Source organism: Micromonospora sp. HUAS YX12 (assembly GCF_040215685.1).
In the GTDB taxonomy this organism is placed as follows: domain Bacteria; phylum Actinomycetota; class Actinomycetes; order Mycobacteriales; family Micromonosporaceae; genus Micromonospora; species Micromonospora tulbaghiae.
The window spans coordinates 5,533,772-5,552,702 of the sequence record NZ_CP157974.1 but is presented as its reverse complement, the minus strand read 5'-3'; the positions used below and the strand labels follow the sequence as shown (position 1 = coordinate 5,552,702).

Sequence of the window (18,931 nt, the reverse complement as noted above, 5' to 3'; positions counted from 1 at the left end):
TTTTTCTATAGCGTCGTCGATGTTGAGCCTGACGGAACCGACCGAAGGGAATGCGAGATGGCGATCGACCTATGCAACAAGTCTCCAGTGTCCGCCGACGGTGAGGTCCGGACGTGGCCGCAGGAAACCGCACTGCTCGAGGATCTCGGCACCGAGCAGCGCGACGCGCTCAACTTCGCGTACCGCACCACCCTGAGCAACGTGGATCCCCGGCTGGTGGCCGGCGACCCGGCGGCGTGGGCGAGTGACTTCGGGTACGCCCTCAACCGGGTGGCGATCCGGCTCGACAACCGCACCAACGACGAGCTGCGTCACGACGCCCTGCACCACGCCGACCCGGCCATGCGCGAGCAGGCGATGTACGAGTACGCCGACCGCGACCAGGCCGACGCCTTCGAGCTCCTGGAGCAGGTCGTCCGGCACGACGCCAACCGGGAGGTGCGGTGGGACGCGCTGTGGGCGATCGAGAAGCTGGGCGGCGCCCAGGCGATCTCGACGCTGCAGAAGTTCCTCGGTGACGCCGACCCGGAGATCGCCGAATGGTCCAAGCTGTTCATCAGCGAGCTGCAGAGCGGTGACCCGTCGTTCGACGGCCGGGACGCCCTCTACACGCCGGGCCGCACCTTCGACGAGACCATCTACCTGCTGATCCACTGCGACCTGTACGTGCGTCTCGACGAGTCGAACACGCACTGGGGCAAGATCTCGCTGGCCCCGCAGGGCCTCGCGCGGATCTACGGCCAGGCCCACGCCTGCCCCAACGTGCAGACCCGCGAGCGACAGCTGGTGATCGCCAAGACGATCTCCGGCCTGCACGCCGACGGATCGCCGCACTGCGACAACTACCTGTTCCGTGGCTTCACCGACCGGACGCGCCGCGACCGGGGCAACTTCTTCTTCGAGTCCCTGGTGCCGCGGACCTTCTTCAAGTCCGGTCGCGCCGACGACCCGAGCGAGGGCGTGCGCAAGGCGAACATCGGCTTCGCCCGGTACGGCACCTGGCACCTGGAGCCGAAGTTCCAGATCCGCGAGGAGGCCGCGATCCGCTACGTCCGCGGCCGCTTCCAGGGCTGGGGTTACGTGAACCTGGCCCGCATCGCGGGCCGCTCGATCGAGCAGGTCCTCACCCCGGGCAACGGCGTGCTGTCCACGCTGCACGACCCCGAGGTCGGCCCGATGACCAACGCCTTCATCCTCGGCACGTTCAAGGGCAAGCTGAACGACTGGGACGGCGACGGGCGCATCGACATGAACTCGCGTGACGTGTACTCCACGGTCGACGGTGAGATCGACTCCGACCAGGACGGCGTCGCGGACGAGCCCGGCCTGACCTGCTGCGACCACACCACGCTGATGCCCTGACGGGCGAGGCACCCCGCATCCGTTCCCACGATCCATGCGATGCGTCCGGGCGGCCGAGGCCGCGCCGAACTCTCAGGAGGAGAAGACCATGACAGCCCCCGCCAGCAAGCCCTCCGTGATCTACGGCCGGCCGGTTCCCACCGACGGCGTTCCCAACCGGTACGTCGGTACGGAGGTCAAGCCGTGGACGCCGCCGGTCCCCGGCATCGACAACCTCGGCATCACCTCGGTCGACACGTTCGCCGTGCCCGGCGTAGGCGAGTACACCGTGCCGTTCGAGGGCTACGTCCGCGTCGTGCGCTCGGAGCCGACCTCCGAGGACTGGGCGACCGCCGAGGTCTACACGAACCTGATCGAGATGAAGATGACCGGCAGCTGCGAGGAACTCGGCGAGATCACCGTCACGCTGAACCCCGACTGCCTGTCGACCGGCCAGATCCGCACCCCCTTCGACCCGTACGCCGGTGAGGGGCCGTCGGCGAAGGCCTGCCGCATGGCGGTCGGTGCCATCTTCGACATGCCGAAGCTCGGCCTGAAGCTGATGAACAAGGAACCGATCATCCTGACCATCGACGACGTCCGGCAGATCCCGCCGGCCGGCTCGCCCGGCAAGGGCCAGATCTACCGGATGCTGCCGCTGCACGACACCCGGTACCCGGAGAAGGACCCGGTGGCGTACGTGACCAGCCTGCGGTTCACCATGGGCGGTTACCTCGCCGAGGACGCGATGTAGCAGTGAGATCGACGCGGGCCGGACGCACCGTGGTCCGGCCCGCGCTCGCCGGCCGGGAGGAGGGACGATGGACGACCACAGTGGTGACCGGAGCCGGCGGCTTCTCGGAGCGCCTCCGGTCCGCACGGCGATCACCGTTCCGGTCGGCGTGGACGAGCTCTGGGCGGCCCTGACCGACCCGGTCCGTCTCGCCGCCTGGTTCGGCACCACGCGCGGCGACTGGCACGTCCGGACGCCGTGGCGGCTCGACTTCGGCGACGGTGACTTCTTCGTGGTCACGCCGGTGCGCGTCACCGACGACCGGCTCATCGAGTTCACCTGGTCGTTCCTCGGCGTCGGACCCGAGCAGCACATCACCTGGCGGGCCGCGCCCACCGCCGGCGGCGCGCGGCTCACCGTCGAGGACGCCGACCCGGTGCGGCCGCCGGCCGAGATCGAGCAGATGCGGGCCGGCTGGACCGACTTCCTGCAACGACTCGACGGGTACCTGCGCACCGGCCGCTCGACGCGCTACGACTGGCGGTCCGACATCGACGGCTCGGTCGACCTGCCGCTGGGCTGGGACGCGTTCGAACCGTCGCTGCTCTACCGGTGGCTCCCGGTGGCCAGCGACGGCTTCCGGCCCGCCTGGTTCTTCGTGGTCGACGCCGACGGGCCACGCCGTTTCCCGCTCGACGACTGGTCGGTGCGGGAGGGGACCGTGACGTTCACCGTGCAGGTCACCGAGCGCGGCGCCGGCACCACTGCCGAGCTGGCGGTGCATCGGCTGGCCGACCGCCAGCGGCTGGAGTTCAGCCACCAGGGCTGGCGCCACCTCGGGCTGCCGGACAACCGCGCGCACGCGCTGCGCCGCCGCTTCGCTGCCGCCTGGACGGCCGCCGCCGACTGCGCGCGGGAGCTCGCCCGCCGGTCGGTCCCGCCCGGATAGGCGGTCACTCGCCGCCACCAACTTGTCATGCAATACTCAAGTAGCATGACAGCCGGAGGGTGGACGAAGTGAACGGGGCCCGCGGGAAACGCTCATATGACCAGCAGTGTGCCCTCGCCTACGCCTTGGATGTGGTGGGCGAGCGGTGGACGTTGCTCGTCATTCGCGAACTACTGCACGGCCCGCGCCGCTACAGTCAGTTACTGGAAGCGCTACCCGGCATCGGCACCAACCTGCTGGCCGCCCGGCTCGCCGCGCTGGTCGACGCCGGCCTGCTGACGCCCACCGAACCCCGTAAACGCACCGGTGGCTATCAGCTGACCGACCTGGGCCGCTCGCTGCACGAGCCGATCCTCGGGCTGTCCCGCTTCGGGCTGGCCTACGCCGCGGGGCACGAGCTTCCCTCCGGGGCCACGGTACGCGCGTCCTGGGCCGTCCTCGCCATCGAGGCCATGGTGGACGACGGGCGCACCGGCGAGATCGACGAGAGCTACGAGTTCCGGGTCGACGACGAGATCTTCCACGTCGACGTGCGGGCCGGCCATGCCGAGGTCGTGGCCGGGCCGGCCGACGCGCCGTCGCTGACCGTCCGGACCGACGCGCGCAGCTTCTTCAGCCTCGGCATGCGGCAGCTCGACCCGATCGAGGCGCTGGTCAGCGGGCAGGTCGCGGCGGTCGGTGTGCCGGCGGCGGTCACCCGCTGCCTGCGGCTGCTCGGCATCACCCCCGACGTGGCGGTTTCCACGGACCGGCTGGCCGACGTGGGGCCCGCCCCGGTGTGACGCCGTCGGTCCGCGGACGAGATGTGAGGGAGCGCAGATGAGCGAGACGTTCGGCGGCACGCTGGTGTGCGAGCAGGTCGGTGCGTGGACCTATGTCACCGTCCCGCCCGAGGTCGCCGGCCGGCTGGGTACGGCGGCGCGGATCCCGGTGACCGGGCGGATCAACGACACGCCGTACGCCGGCTCGGTGATGACCGGGCCGAACGGCAACCGGTACATCGTGGTCAACAAGACCGTACGCGCCGCGGCCGGCGTGGAGGCGGGAGACGACGTGGCCGTCACCCTGGAACCGGACACCGCGGCGCGCACCGTGGAGGTGCCCGACGACCTGACCGCCGCGCTCGGCGGGCATCCCGACGCCCGGGCCTTCTTCGCCACGCTGTCCTACTCGCGGACCAAGGAGTACGTCACCTGGATCACCGGTGCCAAGCGGCCGGAGACCCGGGCCCGGAGGATCAGCCAGGCCGTCGAGCTGCTCGGCGCCGGCCGGGTGCTCAAGGGCTGACCCCGCAGCCGGATCGGGGCGGCGCTGCGCAAGTTGCGAGAAGCGGCGAGACCTCCGGCCTTCCTACGATCGGCGTACGCGTTCCGGCCCCGGACGGCGGCACGCGACGCACCTGATCCTGACTCCCGCGCACCGATCGACGCCACACCGGCGGCGACCGGTGACACGTGGTGCCCGTCAGCGGCCGGGTGGCCGTCCGCCGTCCTCGAGCCGGCCCAGGTCGCACCCCAGGGAGGCAGACCGTGTCCGTCGAATCGGCAGAGCTGAACGGAGCACACACCACGGAGACGTCCTGGCCGGACTTCGCCGAACTCGAACCGTCGCGGGCACTGGACGCCTTTCCACCGCTCAACGCGATCCAGGCCCGATCCATCGTGCAGGACCGCTGGGAACGCCTCGTCGCGGTCGTCGAGATCCCGAACCCGATCGAGCGGGTCTGGCAGGCGCTCACCACGCCGGAGGAGATCCGTTCCTGGCTGGCGCGGTGCCGGGGCTCACTGACCGCCGTCGGCAGCGACGTCCTGCTCGACTTCGAGGACGGCGAGTTCTTCCACTGCCGGCCGCTCGTGGCGGAGCCGCCGCGTGACGGTCACGCCGAGCTCAAGTACTTCTGGCGCTGGGTCGGCGTCGGACCGGCCACCCGGGTGATCTGGGAACTGGACGCCACCGTCGACGGCGGCACCCGGATCACCGCGACCGAGGAGGCCCTGAACTCACCGTCGGACTGGCGCGGCTGGAACGGCAACGGCTGGCCGGGGATCCTCGACCAGCTCGCCGGCTATCTGCGTACCGGCACGACCTGGCGCTGGCCGTGGCGGCGCATGGGTCCGTACGTGCAGATCGAGCTGGAGTCCACGCCGTACGACGCCTGGGAGCTGCTCACCAAGCCGGAGTCGCTGCGCTACTGGCTGCAGCGCCGCTTCGGCACGTTCACCGACGGCGACAAACTCACGCTGATCATGGGAGACGCCAGCGGCGTGGTGGAGATGTCCGTGCACCGCCACGTCGAACCCAACCAGCAGTTCCCCTCCTACCTGCCATGGCTGGAGTTCGGCCTGCGTCGCGCCTCGTGGCCGGTCGAGCTCAACGGCAAGCTCTACATCGAGCCGGCCGGCGTGGGCCGCAGCCTCTTCCAGATCTTCGTGGACAACTGGGAGAACCTCCCGGCCGAGCTGCAACGCGAGGAGCGCGAGATCATCTGCGGCTTCTTCCGGGACTCGATGGTCCGGGCCCAGAACCTGACCTCGCCCCGGCCCTCGCCGTCGCATCAGCACGGCTGGTCCTGACCCGCGTCGTCACCCTTCGAGGAAGGCAGCTGCGATGACACTGTCCGACCAGGTCGAGACCGGGGCGCCGGACGCCCTGATCCAGCTCATGTCGCCGGCCGCCGCGGCCGACCCGTACCCGATCTACTCCTGGCTGCGCGAGACCGCGCCCGTCTACCGCAGCCGGTTCGGCGCGTACCTGGTGAGCCGGTTCGCCGACGTGCAGTACGTGCTCAAGCACGCCGAGGTCTTCCCCGGCGCGCACCCGGACGCGATGGCGCAGATGTTCCCGCAGGCCGTCGAGCACGAGGCGTACGACGTGCTGGTCAGCTCGCTGGTGGGCAGCAACCCGCCCAAGCACACCCGGCTGCGCAAGCTGATCGGCCACGGGTTCACCAGCCGCCGGGTGGCCGACATGCGGGCCTCCATGGAACGGTGGTCGGACCGGCTCGTCTCGGACGTGCTGGAGCGGCTGGTCGACGGTGCCACGGTCGATCTGCACACCGACGTCTCGGTGCCGATGCCGATGCACATGATGTCCGACCTGATCGGCGTCCCGGAGCCGGACCGCGAGTCGCTTGCCCGCAACGTGCCCGAGATGATGAACGTCGTCGACCCGGCCGCGACGCCCGACGCGGTCCGGCGGGCCGACGAGGCCTTCCGCGAGCTGGGCACCTACTTCGATGCCATGATCGCGGAGCGCCGCCGGGATCCACGGGACGATCTCGTCTCGGCGCTCGTGCAGGTGCGTGACGCCGAGGACGGCAGCCTCGACGACGCGGAGCTGCGTACCCTGCTGTTCACCCTCTGGTCGGCCGGCTTCGAGACGACGGCCACCGCTATCGACAACGCGATGTTGCTGCTGCTGGAGGACCCCGGGCGCGGACGCTGGCTGGACACCGAGGACGGCACCCGCAGGTTCGTCGAGGAGACGCTGCGCTTCGAGTCGTCCGTGCAGGTCGCACCCGGCCTGCGCTTCACCGGCGCGGACGTGGAACTGGGTGGGGTCGTCATTCCACAGGGGTCGCAGGTGCGGCTGCTGATCGGGTCCGCGAACCGGGATCCGGAGGCGTTCCCGGACGCGGACGTGTTCGACCCGGCCCGCACCGGTCCCATGCCGCTGAGCTTCGGCGCGGGCATCCACTACTGCCTCGGTGCGGGTCTGGCCAGATTGGAGATCGCCGTGTTGCTCCGCCGGCTGCGCGCCGCCGCGCCCGGTCTGGTCCTGGCCGCCCCGCCGGTGCGGCGGCGCACGATACCGCTTCGCGACTTCGCGTCGCTGCCGGTGCGGCTCCGCCAGCTCGACTGACACTACGCGAAACACAAGCTCAGTAACTGCGCGAAGATATAGCGGATGATAGGGTGTCGGCATGGCGGACGCGATCAGAGCGCGAGACATCAGCAAGCAGCTAGGCAAAAATAAGGTTGTCAGCGCCTTGTCGCTGGACGCCGCGCCCGGCACGGTGGTGGGCCTGCTCGGCCCCAACGGCGCCGGCAAGACGACGACCGTGCGGATTCTGTCCACTCTGCTCCGGGCCGACTCCGGCACCGTCGAGATCTACGGCGTCGACGCGGCGAAGCAGCCGGGCCGCGTCCGTTCGATGATCGGGCTCACCGGCCAGTTCGCCGCCGTCGACCCGGTCCTCACCGGCCGGGAGAACGTCGAACTGGTGGCCCGGCTCTACCGCATCGGCCGGGCCGAGGCCCGGCGGCGCACCGGTGAGGTGCTCACCCGCTTCGGTCTGGACGAGGTCGCCGACAAGCAGGTCAAGACCTACTCGGGCGGCACCCGCAGGCGGCTCGACCTCGCCACGAGCATCCTCATCCGGCCGCGTGTGCTCTTCCTCGACGAGCCCACCACCGGTCTCGACCTGGAGTCACGACTCGGGTTGTGGACCGAGATCGAGATGCTGGTCCGTGAGGGCACCACGGTCCTGCTCACGACGCAGTATCTGGACGAGGCCGACCGGCTGGCGAGCACGATCACGGTGCTCGACAAGGGGAGGGCGGTGGCCCAGGGCACTCCGTCGGAGCTGAAGTCGCGCGTCGGCGGAGACCGTGTGGAGTTCGTCCTCGAGGACCCCGCCCGGCTCGACGACGCGGTCGCCCTGCTGCGCACCCCGGGCGGCGAGGAGCCCGTCGTCGACCGGCCGCTGGCGCAGATCACCGCGCGGATGGGCGACGATCTCGTCCGGGTGGCCGACGCGCTGAACCGGCTGGCCGACCACGACATCCGGGTGGCGACCCACGTGGTCCGGCGCCCCACCCTCGACGACGTCTTCCTCGCCTTGACCGGCAGCCGTGCCGCCGCGGCCGGCGCCGAGAAGCCGTCCGCTCGGAAGGGAGAGGGCAAGTGACCGTCGACGAATCGACCACCCGGCAGCGGGACACCCCCACGCCGGCGTGGGAGGCGCCGCCCGAGCGCCGGGGACCGGGCTGGTTCGTGGGCGACGTGCTGCTGCTGGCCGGGCGCAACATCCGGCACATGCAGCGCCGGCCCGACCAGCTGATGGCCGCGATCCTGCAGCCGATGATGTTCTTCATCCTCTTCACCTATGTGTTCGGCGGCGCCATCTCGGTTCCGGGCGGCGACTACAAGCAGTTCGTGCTGCCCGGGGTCTTCGGTCAGATCGTCGTCTTCGGCGGCATCGCCGGCATGTGTGTGGGCATCGCGGAGGATCTCCGGAACGGCATGATGGACCGGTTCCGCTCGCTGCCGATGAGCGACAGCGCCGTGCTGATCGGCCGCACCCTGGCCGAGACCTTCCGCAACCTGATCGCGCTCGTGGTCACCGGCGCGGTCGGGTACGCCTTCGGGTTCCGGCTGCACGGCACGTTCATGCAGGTGCTGGCCGGGATCGGCGTGCTGCTGCTGTTCGGGTTCGCGCTCTGCTGGGTGCTGTCGGTCGTGGGTGTAACCGCGTCCAGCGCCGAGGGTGCGCAGAGCACCGCGATGCCGTGGATGTTCCTGCTCGGCTTCGTCAGCTCGGCGTTCGTGCCGTCCGAGTCGATGCCCGGCTGGCTGCGGCCGTTCAGCGACAACAGCCCGGTCACGCTGACCATCAACGCGGCGCGCGACTACTTCAACGGCGTCTCACCGGGCAGCGACGCCGTGGCGTCGGTCCTGTGGTCGCTCGGCCTGCTGGTGGTCTTCGTGCCACTGGCCACCGCACTGTTCCGCAAGGCCACGGCGCGCACCTGACGGTGGGGTCGACCCGGCGATCGGCAGGAGGAACCCACGACATGGAGGTCATCGGCGTCGGCTTCGGCCGTACCGGCACCGCCTCGCTGCGGGAAGCTCTCAACATTCTCGGGATGGGGCCCACCTACCACACGAAGGAGATCCTCAAGGATCCCGCCCGGCTGGCCGACTGGCAGGCGGCTGTGGCCGGGGCCGAGGTGGACTGGGACCAGGTGTTCGCCGGCTACCGCTCCACCGTCGACTGGCCCGCCGCGGCGTTCTGGCGCGAGCTCGTGGAGCGGTACCCGGAGGCGAAGGTCATCCTGACCGTGCGCGACCCGGTGCAGTGGCACCGCTCGTGCATGCGCACCATTTTCATGGCCTACCGGCAGGACCTGTTCAGCCGCCTCCTCGTCCCCGCCATGCAATTGCCGCTGCGGGCCCTCGATCGGCGTTTCGGCGCGTTCAACGAGATCTTCGACGGCGTTTTCCGGCGCCATTTCGGGGACGGGCCGATTCACGACGAGGGATACGCCGTCGACGTCTTCGAAAAGCACGTCCGCGACATCCAGGAATGCGTTCCGGCTGAGCGCCTCCTGGTTTATCGAGTATCGGAAGGATGGCCCGCCTTGTGTAAGTACCTCGGTGTGGGAGTGCCCATCGTCGCCTTCCCGCACGACAATGACCAGGATGCCTTCCAGCGGGACAGCCGGCTGTTCGTCACCCGCGGCCTGGCCCGCATGGTGACCGGTCCGGTGCGGCGCGCGGTCAGCCGGTTCCGGCGTGCGCAGGATGCCCCGGAGGCGGCCGGGCAGAACCGCTGAGGCCGCCGCCTCGGTCGTCCCGCCGGCCGCTCCGGCAGTCCGGTCGTGTCCGGCACTGCCGCCGCGGCCGGCCTTCGGCCTGCGTTCGTCCGGCCGACCCGTTTGCACGATCCCTGCGACCGGACCGGGAGTGTCGATGGACAAGGAACTCGAGGACTACGCGGACCGCGCCTGGCGCGGTGACGAGCCGCTGTTCGCCTACTACAAGGGTGAGCTGCGCAGGGACGGGCTCCGCCGGATCGACGACGGTGTGTGGATGTGGGCGGCGACCGGCAACGTCTACGTCTTCGAGACGGCCGATGGTCTGGTGCTCTTCGACACCGGCGACCGCAACACCGCGGCCGCGCTGCACGCGGCGGTGCGGGCACGGAGCACGGCGCCGGTCGTCACCGCCGTCTACTCCCATGGCCACATCGACCACGTCCTCGGGCTGTCACCGTTCGAGGAGGAGGCCGCCGAGCGTCACGACCCCGGCATCTCGGTCGTGGCGCACGCCGCCGTGCCGGAGCGCTTCGCCCGGTACCGGCTGACCGCCGGGTACAACGCGACCGTCAACCGCCGGCAGTTCCGTGCTCCGGGCATCACGTGGCCGACCGACTACCGCGAACCCGACCGCACCTATCTCGACACGCTCACCCTGCGGCACGGCGATCTGACGATGGAGCTGCGGCACGGCCGTGGCGAGACGGACGACGCGACGATGGCCTGGCTGCCCGACCGGCGCATCCTGTGCTGCGGCGACTTCTACGCCTGGGTGGCGCCCAACGCCGGCAACCCGCAGAAGGTCCGCCGCCACGTGGCCGAGTGGGTGCGGGCGCTGCGCTGGATGGCCGGCCTCGGCGCCGAGGTCCTGCTGCCCGGCCACGGTGTACCGGTGGTCGGTGCCGATCGCGTCCGCGAGACGCTGCTCGGGTCGGCGACGTTGCTGTCGACACTGCACGACGGTGTGGTGGCGATGATGAACGAGGGCTGCACGCTCGACGAGATCCTGCACGCACCCCTGGTCACGCCGGAGGTGTCCGGCCTGCTGGCCCAGCCGTGGCTGCGCCCCACCTACGACGATCCGCAGTTCATCATCCGCACCGTCTGGCGTACCTACGGCGGCTGGTACGACGGTGACCCGGCCACTGTGAGACCGGCGCCGCGCGCCGACCTGGCCGCCGAGGTGGCGCAGCTCGCGGGCGGGGCGTCCCGCCTGGCCGAGCGCGCCCTCGACGCGGCGGACCGCGGCCGGCTCGACCTCGCCGGCCACCTCGCCGAGTGGGCGGCGCTGAGCGCTCCCGAGGACCGTGACGTGCAGCGGACCCGCGCCGACGTGTTCGGGCGGCTCGCCGCCGGCACGCCGGCGTTGATGGCGCAGGGCATATACACCTGGGCTCAGGCCGAGGCCCAGGCCAAGGCCGACGACGTCGACCCGTGGTCGACCATGCGCGGGGGGCGCTGGGCGCCCTGACACCGGGAACACGGCCGGACAAGACGGTGGGGGCGGTACCCGGTTCCGGGTACCGCCCCCACCGTGCTGCCGTCAGTCGCCGGACTCCTCGACGATCATCACGCCGTTGCCGTCCGGGTCCTCCACCGAGAAGAACGCGCCGAACGGGGCGTCGAAGACCGGTGAGGCCTCCACGCCCGCCGAGGCCAACTCGTTGTGCAGGCCCTTGACGTCCTTGCACGCCACGGAGATGTGCTGCGCTCCGGGGCGGAGGCCGCCCACGCCCCAGGTGGCGAGCACCACTGTGGTCTCGCCTCCCGGAGTGCCCAGTTGCAGCCAGCGCAGGCCCGGCTCCGGAGGCATCTCGTCCGGGGTCATCTCGTGGTCATTGATCACCTCGAATCCGAGGCGGGCGTAGAAGTCCTTGGCCTTGTCCTGGTCGGTGACCGGGATGGTGATCAATGTGATGTGGCTGATTCCCATGGAATTTCCCATCTCACGGCATATGGGCGAACAGTGCGATCATCCTACCGAACCCGTCCCCGTTGTCCATGCCTGAGACGCGCATGTCCGGCGCGGATTGTCATGGTCGCGCCGGACGAGTGCGATGGCGAGATCAGCTCGATTTCACCATTTCCCGGCGCAGGGTGTCGGCCGCGTTTCCGGTACGCATTTCGCACACCCGGACGAGCGTGTCGTAGGCGACGAGCGCCCCGCGCACCGTCTCGTTGTAGAGATCCTGCGCGGCCACGCCGAGATCGCGCATGGGCTGCATGAACAGCAGGAAGAACGCGTTGAAGTCGTACCCGTTGAGGATCTCCTCGCCGATCGGCTCCATGCGCTGGAGCAGCTGCACCCGCACCCGCAGCTTGCGCAGGTAGGCGATGCGCGCCTGGGCCATGCCGGCGAAGCCGCCCTCACCGGCCTGAACCAGCCGGTTCTCGAAGCACTCGTCCCGGCCCTTCGCCAGCGCGAGCGCGCTGTACCGCTGCAACTCCCCGTACTCCCGGACGGCCGTGTCGATCTGCTCCACGGTCCCGTCCAGGGCCCGGAAGGTCTGCGAGTAGGTCTTCAGGACGCCCGCCATCTGCTCGGCCACGTTGGCGGCGTCGAACGATCCGTCCGGTGACACGGCTCCGGCGGAGGCTTCGACGACGTACCGCACCGTGTCGTCGAGGCAGGCCAGCGAATCGAGGCAGTCGCGAACGGCGCGCAGCGTCGCGCCGGTCGCCACCGCGTCGGACACCAGGCCGGTGACGATCTCGCCGGCGTCCCCGGCGGCGTAGTTGGTCGGGGGGCACTCATTGTGTAGACCCAGTACACCCACAGCTTCCTCCCTCACTGGTGATCGAGCTCTCCCTCGACCCTAGGGGCGCTGCGGGGGCCGGGACTTCTCCTGTGTTGCCCGCCGCCACGACCGGCCGGGATAGGCAAGCGGCGAGAAGCCGGGCCGCGGGCGGACGCGAAGAATGATCGCGGAGAGCGCGGCGAACCTGCGAAAGGGTGGTGCCCGATGCCCGGCGACGCGACGACCGACGCGGTGTCGACTCCGGATCTGGCGGAGGTGTTCGACCGGGCGGCGCCACGGTACGACCGCACCGGCGTCCGCTTCTTCGGTCCGATCGGCGCTCGCCTGGTGGCGGGGCTCGATCTGCGCCCGGGTGAGGACGTGCTCGATGTCGGCTGCGGGCAGGGAGCCTGCACTGTTCCCGCCGCCCGCGCCGTGGGGCCGGGCGGCTCGGTGATCGGCATCGACGTGGCACCGGCGATGGTGGAGGGCGCCCGCGCGGAGATCGCCGACGAGGGACTGACGAACGCGGAGGTGCGGATCGGTGACGCGGCCACACCCGGCTTCGCCCCGGCCGGCTTCGACGCGGTCGTCGCGGGCCTGGTGATGTTCATGCTGCCCGACCCGGCGGACGCCGCGGCCCGCTACCGCCGGCTGCTGCGCCCGGGCGGCCGCTTCGCGATGACCACGTTCGGCGCCGACGACCCCGCGTTCTTCCACGTCACCGACGCCGTCGTGCCGTACGTGGAGGGTGGCATGCCCCCGGTGCCCGGCCGCACCGACAACCCGTTGCGTTCGAAGGAGGGCATACACCGCCTGCTGCGCGACGCCGGCTTCACCGACACGCGGATCGACGACGAGACGCTCGACCTGGAGTTCACCGACCCGCGGCAGTGGTGGGCCTGGCTGTGGCAGACGGCCGGCCGGATGGTGCTCGAGCGGGTGCCCGAGGAGCGGCTGGGTGAGGCGCGAGCGGCCGCCGAGGCTCGGATGGGGCAGGTCGCCGCCGACCGCGGACGCCTGGTCGTGCACTGGAACGTCTGGTACTCGTACGCCACCGCCGGCTGATTTCGAGCCCGTCCCGAAGGGGGATCCGTCATGGCCGCAACCAGCCCGCCGACGTTGCAGGGCCTGCCGCTGTTCGGCAACGCCTTCGCCTTCATGCGTGACCCGGTCGCGCTGGCCCGCGCCGGCTACGCCGAGCACGGTCCCGTGTTCGCGCTGCGGATGGGGCCACGGCGCTCGGTCGTCGTGGCCGGCGTCGCGGAGAGCCGGCACGCCATCGCGCTGCCCGAGACGATCCTCGCCGTCCAGCCGGTCTACCAGTGGCTGAAGCCCATGTTCGGCGCGGTCATGCAGGCCGCCGACCACCCGGACTACCTGCGTCAGCGCGCCGCGCTGCTGCCTGCCTTCCACAGCCGCAACCACGCGGACTACCTGGCCGCCATCATCGGCGAGACGAGCGACTGGATGGACCGGCTCGGCCCGCGCGGCGAGTTCGACGCGCGCGCCGACCTGGAACGGCTGAGCATGGACATCGCCGTACGACTGTTCCTGGGGTCTGGCTTCCGCGCCCGGCACGGCGACCGGTTCCGGTCGCTCTTCCTCGACATCGCGGCCGGGATGGAGTTCTTCCTGCCGGCCAACCTGCCGACGCCGCGCCTGCGCCGGCGCGACCGCGCGCGCCGGGAGATGTTCGAGCTGATGGGGCCGCACCTGCGGGCCGTCCGGGAGGATCCGGACACCGGCCGGTACGGCTTCCTGCCGCACCTGATCTCGGGCGGCGCGGCCTTCGACGACGAGACCGTCATCGGGCTCATCCTGATCCTGGTGTACGCGGCGTACGAGACGACGGCGGCCCAACTGGCCTGGTCGCTCATCCTGCTGCTGCAGCACCCGAAGGAACTGGCGGCCATGGAGGAGGAGATCGCCGACCTGCCGCGGCACGCCGGCGACTGGACCGTCACGGATCTGCACCGGCAGCGACGGCTGTTCGAGGCGCTGCTGGAGTCCCAGCGGCTCCGGCCGGTCACGACGCTGCTGACCCGGCAGACCGTCACCGCGTACGAGGTCGGCGGTTTCACCGTGCGGGCCGGCTGGCAGACCCTGTTCTGCCCGCCCGTGACGCACCGCGTGCCGGAGGTGTTCCCGGATCCGGACCGGTTCGACCCCGACCGGTTCAGCAAGGACCGCGACACGGACGGCCGGGCGGCGGCCGGCCTGCTCAACCTCGGCGGCGGCCTGCACGCCTGCCTGGGCGCCCGCTTCGCCGACCTGGAGATGAAGGCGGTGCTGGCGATGCTGACCCGCTCGTACGACATGGAACTGGGGATCGCCGAGCCGCGGCAGGCGCCGGGGCTGGGTGTGGCCCGGCCCGCGTCGTGCCCGGTGCGGTACACGGCCCGGTTCTGACCTCGTGGCCGTCGGTGGACCCGGGTCCACCGACGGCCACGGGCACGGCGCGTTCGGGGAACTCAGCGGACCTGCGCCCGCTGCGGCCCGGCCTGGGACTCGAGCATCAGCAGGGGGAACGCGAGCAGCAACGGCGGGTCCAGCAGGGCCGGCCGGCGCAGCGGGATGCCGACCGCGACGGTGGCCTGCGCCGCGACCGGCTCGTCGGGGATCTCGGCGGAGCCGACACAGATGCCGGCCGAGGGCTCCTCGGTGAGGACCTCGCCGATGGTCACCTCGGTGCGGGCACTGACCGCGAGCACGCCCGCCTTTCCCGCTACCGCGAGCGGTAGCGGGAACACCCCCGGCGAGAGGATCGCGGCGCAGGACGAGGGCCGTTGCTGCGGTATTCCGGACCGGAAGGTGGCGACCACGGTGAGGCCCGGGTGGCCGTCCGGGCGGGCCCCGACGTGGAGGAGCGCGAACGGCTGACGCGCGGGCCGGGCCGGAAGGGTGGAGACCAGTTCGCGCAGGGGCACGTCCGCGACGGCTCGGCCGTAGGTGCGGAAGCGGCCGGGTGACACGCCGACGAGGCGGGTGAACTGGGTGGTGAAGGTGCCGAAGCTGGAGTAGCCGACCGCCATGCTGATGTCGGTCGCGCTGGCGTCACCGCAGAGGAGCCGGCGTTTCGCCTCGGCCATCCGCACGGCGGTGAGGAACCGGCCCGGCGTGACGGCGGTCAGCATCCGGAACACGCGGTGGAAGTGGAACGGGCTCATCAGCGAGGCCCGGGCGATGTCGTGCAGCCGGTGTGGCTCGTCGAGGTGGCGCCGCATCGATGTCACCGCCTGGGTGATCGCTCCGATGTGTACGGAAGCCGCGGGCGCGGTGGTGGTCCGGGTGTCGTGGACGGCAGGCATGGTGCGTCGGACCTCCTGAGGGATTGCGGAGATCGATCAACGACGGCAGCAGCAGGGCCGGGATGGACGTCGGCGGAGTGCTGTCCGAGTCGATGCTATAAATTTATATAGCAATCGGCAAGCCCTTGAGAGCTATGCGTAGACAGTCCGCCACGGTACGTGCTGCACCGATTTGAAGGGTAGCTGCGTGATATCCGACACCAGCAATCGATTTCATCGGATTGTTTCCTGGCAGAGCGCATTCGCCACCGAAGGCGCCGCGCCGAATCGGTCGAGCAGTTGCAGGCCGATCCGGCGGATTGTCCGCAACATTCGATAGGACGTGCCGTGCTCGTCATGCCGGGCCATCAGGAGCGACTTGTCGACCAGGCGGTTGAGCAGCGGACGCAGATCGATCCGGACCTCCCGGTCGCAATAAGATCGGGCGGTCGTCTCGACCATGTCCGGGCTCACCGGTTCCTCCATCCCGCTGACCAGCGCGAGGCACTGCTGCTCGGCCAGCGGGAGCCGGTCCACTGTGCGTACCACGGCCGCGTGCAGCGAGCGGTGGTGCGCGGGCGTGCCCCGGCGGCTCGCGTCCAGCAGCCGGAGCGGATCGCGGCACTGCTCGGCGAGTTCGGGCAGGCCGGTGGTGCGCAGCACGCGGGCGGCCAGCTCCAGCGCGAGCGGCAGGCCGTCGAGCCGGCGGCAGATGGTGGCGACCAGGGCGCAGTTGTCCTCGTCCACCGAGAAGGACGGGCGCGCCTGGGTGGCGCGCCGCGCGAACAGCGCCACGGCGGGCACGCTCAGCAGTGCCGCCGGGTCGGCCGGTGTCTCCGGCCCGGGCGGCCGGAGCGGGCCGATCGTCAGGATCGTCTCGTACGGCAGTCCGAGTAGCTCCCGTGAGGTGACCAGGACGCGTGCCTGCGGACAGGACCGCAACAGGTCGTCGACGAGCCCGGCACAGGGCTCCAGGACGTTCTCGGCGTTGTCCAGGAGGAGCAGGATCTGCCGGCCGGCCAGATCCTCGAACGGCCGGGCCGGAGCGGCGTGACGGTGCGGGAGCATCGGGTGCAGGGTTCGCCGTACGGCGTCGGCCGCGTCCGCCGTGCCGCAGGCCGTGGCCAGGTCGACCACCGCGACGCCGTCGCGGAAATCCGGCCGGGCGGCGGCCGCTGCCGCGCGCGCGACGGCGCTCTTGCCCGCCCCGGCCGGCCCGCTCAGCGTGATCAGCCGCTGCTGGACGAGCAGGTCACGCAGCTGTCGCAGCTCATCCTCGCGGTCGATCAGCGGGTCGACCGCCGGCCCTGGCCCGAGCCAGCCGCCGGATGGGGGGCCCGGGACTCGGTTCCCGCCGGCGGCGACCAGTTGCCGGTGCACCCGGCGCAGCTCGTGGCCGGGTTCGACGCCGAGTTCGGCCTGCAGCCTGGTGCGGATCCGGTCGTAGTGGGACAGGGCCGAGGCGCCGTGGCCGGCGCGTCGCTGGGTCTCCAGGTAGAGCGCCTGCGCGGCCTCGTTGAGCGGGTCCACCTGGGCGAGACGTTCGGCGGTGGGCAGAACCGCGACGGCGCCCTTGCTGGTCAGGCCGGCCCGGACGTACGCCATGGCCACTGTGGTCCACTTCCCCCGGAGCAGGGTGACGTCCTCGCACCCGGGTAGCAGGGACTCGAGATCGGTGCTCAGCGAGGCAGGCCACTCGCCGAGCGCCCGGCGCAGCAATCCGTACGCCTCGCCGGCGGCGCCGGAGGCCAGCAGTTGCAGCCCGTGGTCGGCGTGGCTGTGAAAACGACTGACATCTACCGCGTCGAGTGGCAGCCGCAGCTGGTAACCCGTCCCGCTGTGCCCGATCACGTTGGTGCGGCGCCGCGCCGGGCTGTCCGGTTCCATGACCTGGCGCAGCCGGGCGACGTACGTGTGCACCAGCGACTGCGGCGCGCCGGGCGACTGGTTCTCCCACAGCGCCTCGATGATCTCGTCGATCGGCACCGGGGTGCCGTGGCGCAGGGCCAGCAGGGCGATGAGTGCCCGTTGTTTCCGGGATCCGAGATCGACCTTGCGGGAATCGATTACTGCGTGGATGGCACCGAGAACATTAATCTCCACAATTGCCGCACGCAACACGTTGCCCCCAGGTCGCCCGTATCGACGTCAACCAACGTCAGAGTAGTAATTACTCCGGGAAACCTGAAGTGCGCAAATATTGCGCCTGAAATTGGTTCTCTATATGTAGCCTGGGTCGTGTGCCGAGGACCGGGCGGCCGAGGGCCGAGTTGGTGTTGACCGACGAGGAGCGCGCGACGCTGCTGCGTTGGTCGCGGCGAGCGAAGTCCTCCCAGGCTCTGGCGCTGCGGTGCCGGATCGTCCTGGCGTGTGCGGAACCCGGAGCGACGAACGCCGCCGTGGCGGCCGACCTGGGGGTGTCGCGGCCGACGGTGGGGAAGTGGCGCAGCCGTTTCCTGCAACGGCGTCTGGCGGGTCTGGTCGACCGGGACCGGCCGGGCCGGCCGCCGTCGATCGGTGCCGACCGGGTGGAGGAGGTGCTGGTGACCACGCTGGAGGAGACACCCCCGGGTGCCACCCACTGGTCCCGCAGATCGATGGCCGAGAGAACCGGACTCTCGCGGTCGACCATCGGGCGGATCTGGCGCAGATTCAACCTCAGGCCGCACCGGGATCCCACGTTCAACCTCTCGACCGACCCGGTGTTCATGGCGAAGGTGGTCGACGTGGCCGGGTTGTATCTGAACCCGCCCTCCGGCGCGGTCGCGCTCGTGGTGCACGAGACGGCACGGATCCAGCCGGGGCCGTCGGCGGCGCCCGGACGGCATGCCCAGGACCACCTGCGTGCCGGCGCCGCCGGTCTGTACGCGGCGCGCGCCGTCGCCGACGGCGCCGCCGCGAGCCGCCGGTACCGGGCGGCGGATTTCAAGAGGTTCCTCGTCCGTGTCGACGCCTCGGTCGCCGCCGAGTTGGACGTCCACCTCGTCTGTGACAACCACGGCGCCCACGACACCCCCGCCATCTCGTCCTGGCTGGACCGGCACCCCCGCTTCCGCGTACACGTCACCCCGGCCGGTTCGGCCTGGGTCACCCAGCTCGACCGCTGGTTCGGCTTCCTCGCCGACCAGATGGTCCTCCGCGGCACCCCGCAGCCGGTGCAGGCCCTGGAGGCCGACATCAGTTCGTGGGTCGCGGAGCGGGACGAGAACCCCGTCCCCTTCACCTGGACGAAGACGCCCGACGAGATCATCGAGTCCTTCGGTCGATTTATTCAACGAACATCTGGCGCAGATCAGTAGGGAGATCAGGCGGCGAATTACTATATGTAATTCAAGTTTTCT

At 70.7% G+C, this 18,931-nt stretch carries 18 protein-coding genes; 14 read left to right on the top strand and 4 right to left on the bottom strand.

Annotated elements, in window-relative coordinates; translation table 11 throughout:
- Positions 1-57 precede the first annotated feature (57 nt).
- The 11 genes from ABIH81_RS26460 to ABIH81_RS26410 all read left to right on the top strand — a co-directional run bounded on the left by ABIH81_RS26460 (position 58) and on the right by ABIH81_RS26410 (position 11,033).
- The gene (locus ABIH81_RS26460; protein WP_349877572.1) at positions 58-1,362 is read left to right on the top strand and encodes a HEAT repeat domain-containing protein; all 1,305 of its coding nucleotides are present in this window, start codon (positions 58-60) and stop codon (positions 1,360-1,362) included.
- An 88-nt stretch (positions 1,363-1,450) separates the two neighbouring features.
- Positions 1,451-2,095, top strand: coding sequence for a DUF6073 family protein (locus ABIH81_RS26455; protein WP_194799977.1), 645 nt, complete (start codon positions 1,451-1,453; stop codon positions 2,093-2,095).
- A 67-nt stretch (positions 2,096-2,162) separates the two neighbouring features.
- Positions 2,163-3,023 carry an SRPBCC domain-containing protein gene (locus ABIH81_RS26450; protein ID WP_349877571.1) on the top strand — a complete coding sequence of 287 codons (861 nt, stop codon included), beginning with the start codon at positions 2,163-2,165 and terminating at the stop codon, positions 3,021-3,023.
- Positions 3,024-3,091: 68 nt separating this feature from the next.
- The gene (locus tag ABIH81_RS26445) at positions 3,092-3,805 is read left to right on the top strand and encodes a winged helix-turn-helix transcriptional regulator (protein ID WP_349881205.1); all 714 of its coding nucleotides are present in this window, start codon (positions 3,092-3,094) and stop codon (positions 3,803-3,805) included.
- Positions 3,806-3,842: 37 nt separating this feature from the next.
- Positions 3,843-4,310 (top strand): YdeI/OmpD-associated family protein, encoded by a 468-nt coding sequence (locus tag ABIH81_RS26440; RefSeq protein ID WP_349877570.1) that lies wholly within the window; start codon positions 3,843-3,845, stop codon positions 4,308-4,310.
- 242 nt (positions 4,311-4,552) lie between these two features.
- Complete coding sequence (locus tag ABIH81_RS26435; protein ID WP_349877569.1) at positions 4,553-5,596, top strand: SRPBCC domain-containing protein; 1,044 nt, start codon at positions 4,553-4,555, stop codon at positions 5,594-5,596.
- A gap of 34 nt (positions 5,597-5,630) precedes the next feature.
- Positions 5,631-6,884: a cytochrome P450 gene (locus ABIH81_RS26430; protein ID WP_349877568.1), complete on the top strand. Its 1,254-nt coding sequence runs from the start codon at positions 5,631-5,633 to the stop codon at positions 6,882-6,884.
- A gap of 61 nt (positions 6,885-6,945) precedes the next feature.
- Positions 6,946-7,932 (top strand): ATP-binding cassette domain-containing protein, encoded by a 987-nt coding sequence (locus ABIH81_RS26425; protein WP_349877567.1) that lies wholly within the window; start codon positions 6,946-6,948, stop codon positions 7,930-7,932.
- The gene (locus ABIH81_RS26420; RefSeq protein WP_349877566.1) at positions 7,929-8,777 is read left to right on the top strand and encodes an ABC transporter permease; all 849 of its coding nucleotides are present in this window, start codon (positions 7,929-7,931) and stop codon (positions 8,775-8,777) included. The genes ABIH81_RS26425 and ABIH81_RS26420 overlap by 4 nt, the downstream gene beginning before the upstream one ends.
- Positions 8,778-8,818: 41 nt before the next feature.
- The gene (locus tag ABIH81_RS26415; protein ID WP_349877565.1) at positions 8,819-9,580 is read left to right on the top strand and encodes a sulfotransferase family protein; all 762 of its coding nucleotides are present in this window, start codon (positions 8,819-8,821) and stop codon (positions 9,578-9,580) included.
- 136 nt (positions 9,581-9,716) lie between these two features.
- Positions 9,717-11,033, top strand: coding sequence for an alkyl sulfatase dimerization domain-containing protein (locus ABIH81_RS26410; RefSeq protein WP_349877564.1), 1,317 nt, complete (start codon positions 9,717-9,719; stop codon positions 11,031-11,033).
- Positions 11,034-11,105: 72 nt separating this feature from the next.
- Here ABIH81_RS26410 and ABIH81_RS26405 read toward each other — a convergent pair whose 3' ends face one another.
- Both ABIH81_RS26405 and ABIH81_RS26400 read right to left on the bottom strand, forming a co-directional pair.
- Positions 11,106-11,495 carry a VOC family protein gene (locus tag ABIH81_RS26405; RefSeq protein WP_167796872.1) on the bottom strand — a complete coding sequence of 130 codons (390 nt, stop codon included), beginning with the start codon at positions 11,493-11,495 and terminating at the stop codon, positions 11,106-11,108.
- Between the two features lie 133 nt (positions 11,496-11,628).
- Entirely contained in the window at positions 11,629-12,339 is a 711-nt protein-coding gene (locus tag ABIH81_RS26400) for a hypothetical protein (protein WP_349877563.1), read from the bottom strand.
- A 186-nt stretch (positions 12,340-12,525) separates the two neighbouring features.
- Between ABIH81_RS26400 and ABIH81_RS26395 the strand changes: the two genes are divergently transcribed.
- Together ABIH81_RS26395 and ABIH81_RS26390 are read left to right on the top strand one after the other, a co-directional pair.
- Positions 12,526-13,368, top strand: coding sequence for a methyltransferase domain-containing protein (locus ABIH81_RS26395; protein WP_349877562.1), 843 nt, complete (start codon positions 12,526-12,528; stop codon positions 13,366-13,368).
- Positions 13,369-13,398: 30 nt separating this feature from the next.
- Positions 13,399-14,712, top strand: a complete 1,314-nt coding sequence (locus ABIH81_RS26390; RefSeq protein WP_349877561.1) for a cytochrome P450 — start codon at positions 13,399-13,401, stop codon at positions 14,710-14,712.
- A 62-nt stretch (positions 14,713-14,774) separates the two neighbouring features.
- Here ABIH81_RS26390 and ABIH81_RS26385 read toward each other — a convergent pair whose 3' ends face one another.
- Positions 14,775-15,611: an AraC family transcriptional regulator gene (locus tag ABIH81_RS26385; protein ID WP_349877560.1), complete on the bottom strand. Its 837-nt coding sequence runs from the start codon at positions 15,609-15,611 to the stop codon at positions 14,775-14,777.
- A 213-nt stretch (positions 15,612-15,824) separates the two neighbouring features.
- A complete protein-coding gene (locus ABIH81_RS26380) occupies positions 15,825-17,708 on the bottom strand; it encodes a BTAD domain-containing putative transcriptional regulator (RefSeq protein WP_349877559.1) in 1,884 nt (627 codons plus the stop codon).
- 122 nt (positions 17,709-17,830) lie between these two features.
- Here ABIH81_RS26380 and ABIH81_RS26375 point away from each other — a divergent pair, with 122 nt between their 5' ends.
- Positions 17,831-18,889 (top strand): IS630 family transposase, encoded by a 1,059-nt coding sequence (locus ABIH81_RS26375; RefSeq protein WP_349877558.1) that lies wholly within the window; start codon positions 17,831-17,833, stop codon positions 18,887-18,889.
- The last annotated feature ends 42 nt before the right edge of the window (positions 18,890-18,931 follow it).

Excerpts from the sequence above, each read along its gene's own strand:
- ABIH81_RS26430 (WP_349877568.1), top strand. The coding sequence starts at position 5,631 with ATGACACTGTCCGACCAGGTCGAGACCGGGGCGCCGGACGCCCTGATC.
- ABIH81_RS26450 (WP_349877571.1), top strand. The coding sequence starts at position 2,163 with ATGGACGACCACAGTGGTGACCGGAGCCGGCGGCTTCTCGGAGCGCCT.
- ABIH81_RS26455 (WP_194799977.1), top strand. The coding sequence starts at position 1,451 with ATGACAGCCCCCGCCAGCAAGCCCTCCGTGATCTACGGCCGGCCGGTT.
- ABIH81_RS26390 (WP_349877561.1), top strand. The coding sequence starts at position 13,399 with ATGGCCGCAACCAGCCCGCCGACGTTGCAGGGCCTGCCGCTGTTCGGC.
- ABIH81_RS26440 (WP_349877570.1), top strand. The coding sequence starts at position 3,843 with ATGAGCGAGACGTTCGGCGGCACGCTGGTGTGCGAGCAGGTCGGTGCG.
- ABIH81_RS26395 (WP_349877562.1), top strand. The coding sequence starts at position 12,526 with ATGCCCGGCGACGCGACGACCGACGCGGTGTCGACTCCGGATCTGGCG.
- ABIH81_RS26385 (WP_349877560.1), bottom strand. The coding sequence starts at position 15,611 with ATGCCTGCCGTCCACGACACCCGGACCACCACCGCGCCCGCGGCTTCC.
- ABIH81_RS26415 (WP_349877565.1), top strand. The coding sequence starts at position 8,819 with ATGGAGGTCATCGGCGTCGGCTTCGGCCGTACCGGCACCGCCTCGCTG.
- ABIH81_RS26460 (WP_349877572.1), top strand. The coding sequence starts at position 58 with ATGGCGATCGACCTATGCAACAAGTCTCCAGTGTCCGCCGACGGTGAG.
- ABIH81_RS26410 (WP_349877564.1), top strand. The coding sequence starts at position 9,717 with ATGGACAAGGAACTCGAGGACTACGCGGACCGCGCCTGGCGCGGTGAC.
- ABIH81_RS26425 (WP_349877567.1), top strand. The coding sequence starts at position 6,946 with ATGGCGGACGCGATCAGAGCGCGAGACATCAGCAAGCAGCTAGGCAAA.
- ABIH81_RS26405 (WP_167796872.1), bottom strand. The coding sequence starts at position 11,495 with ATGGGAATCAGCCACATCACATTGATCACCATCCCGGTCACCGACCAG.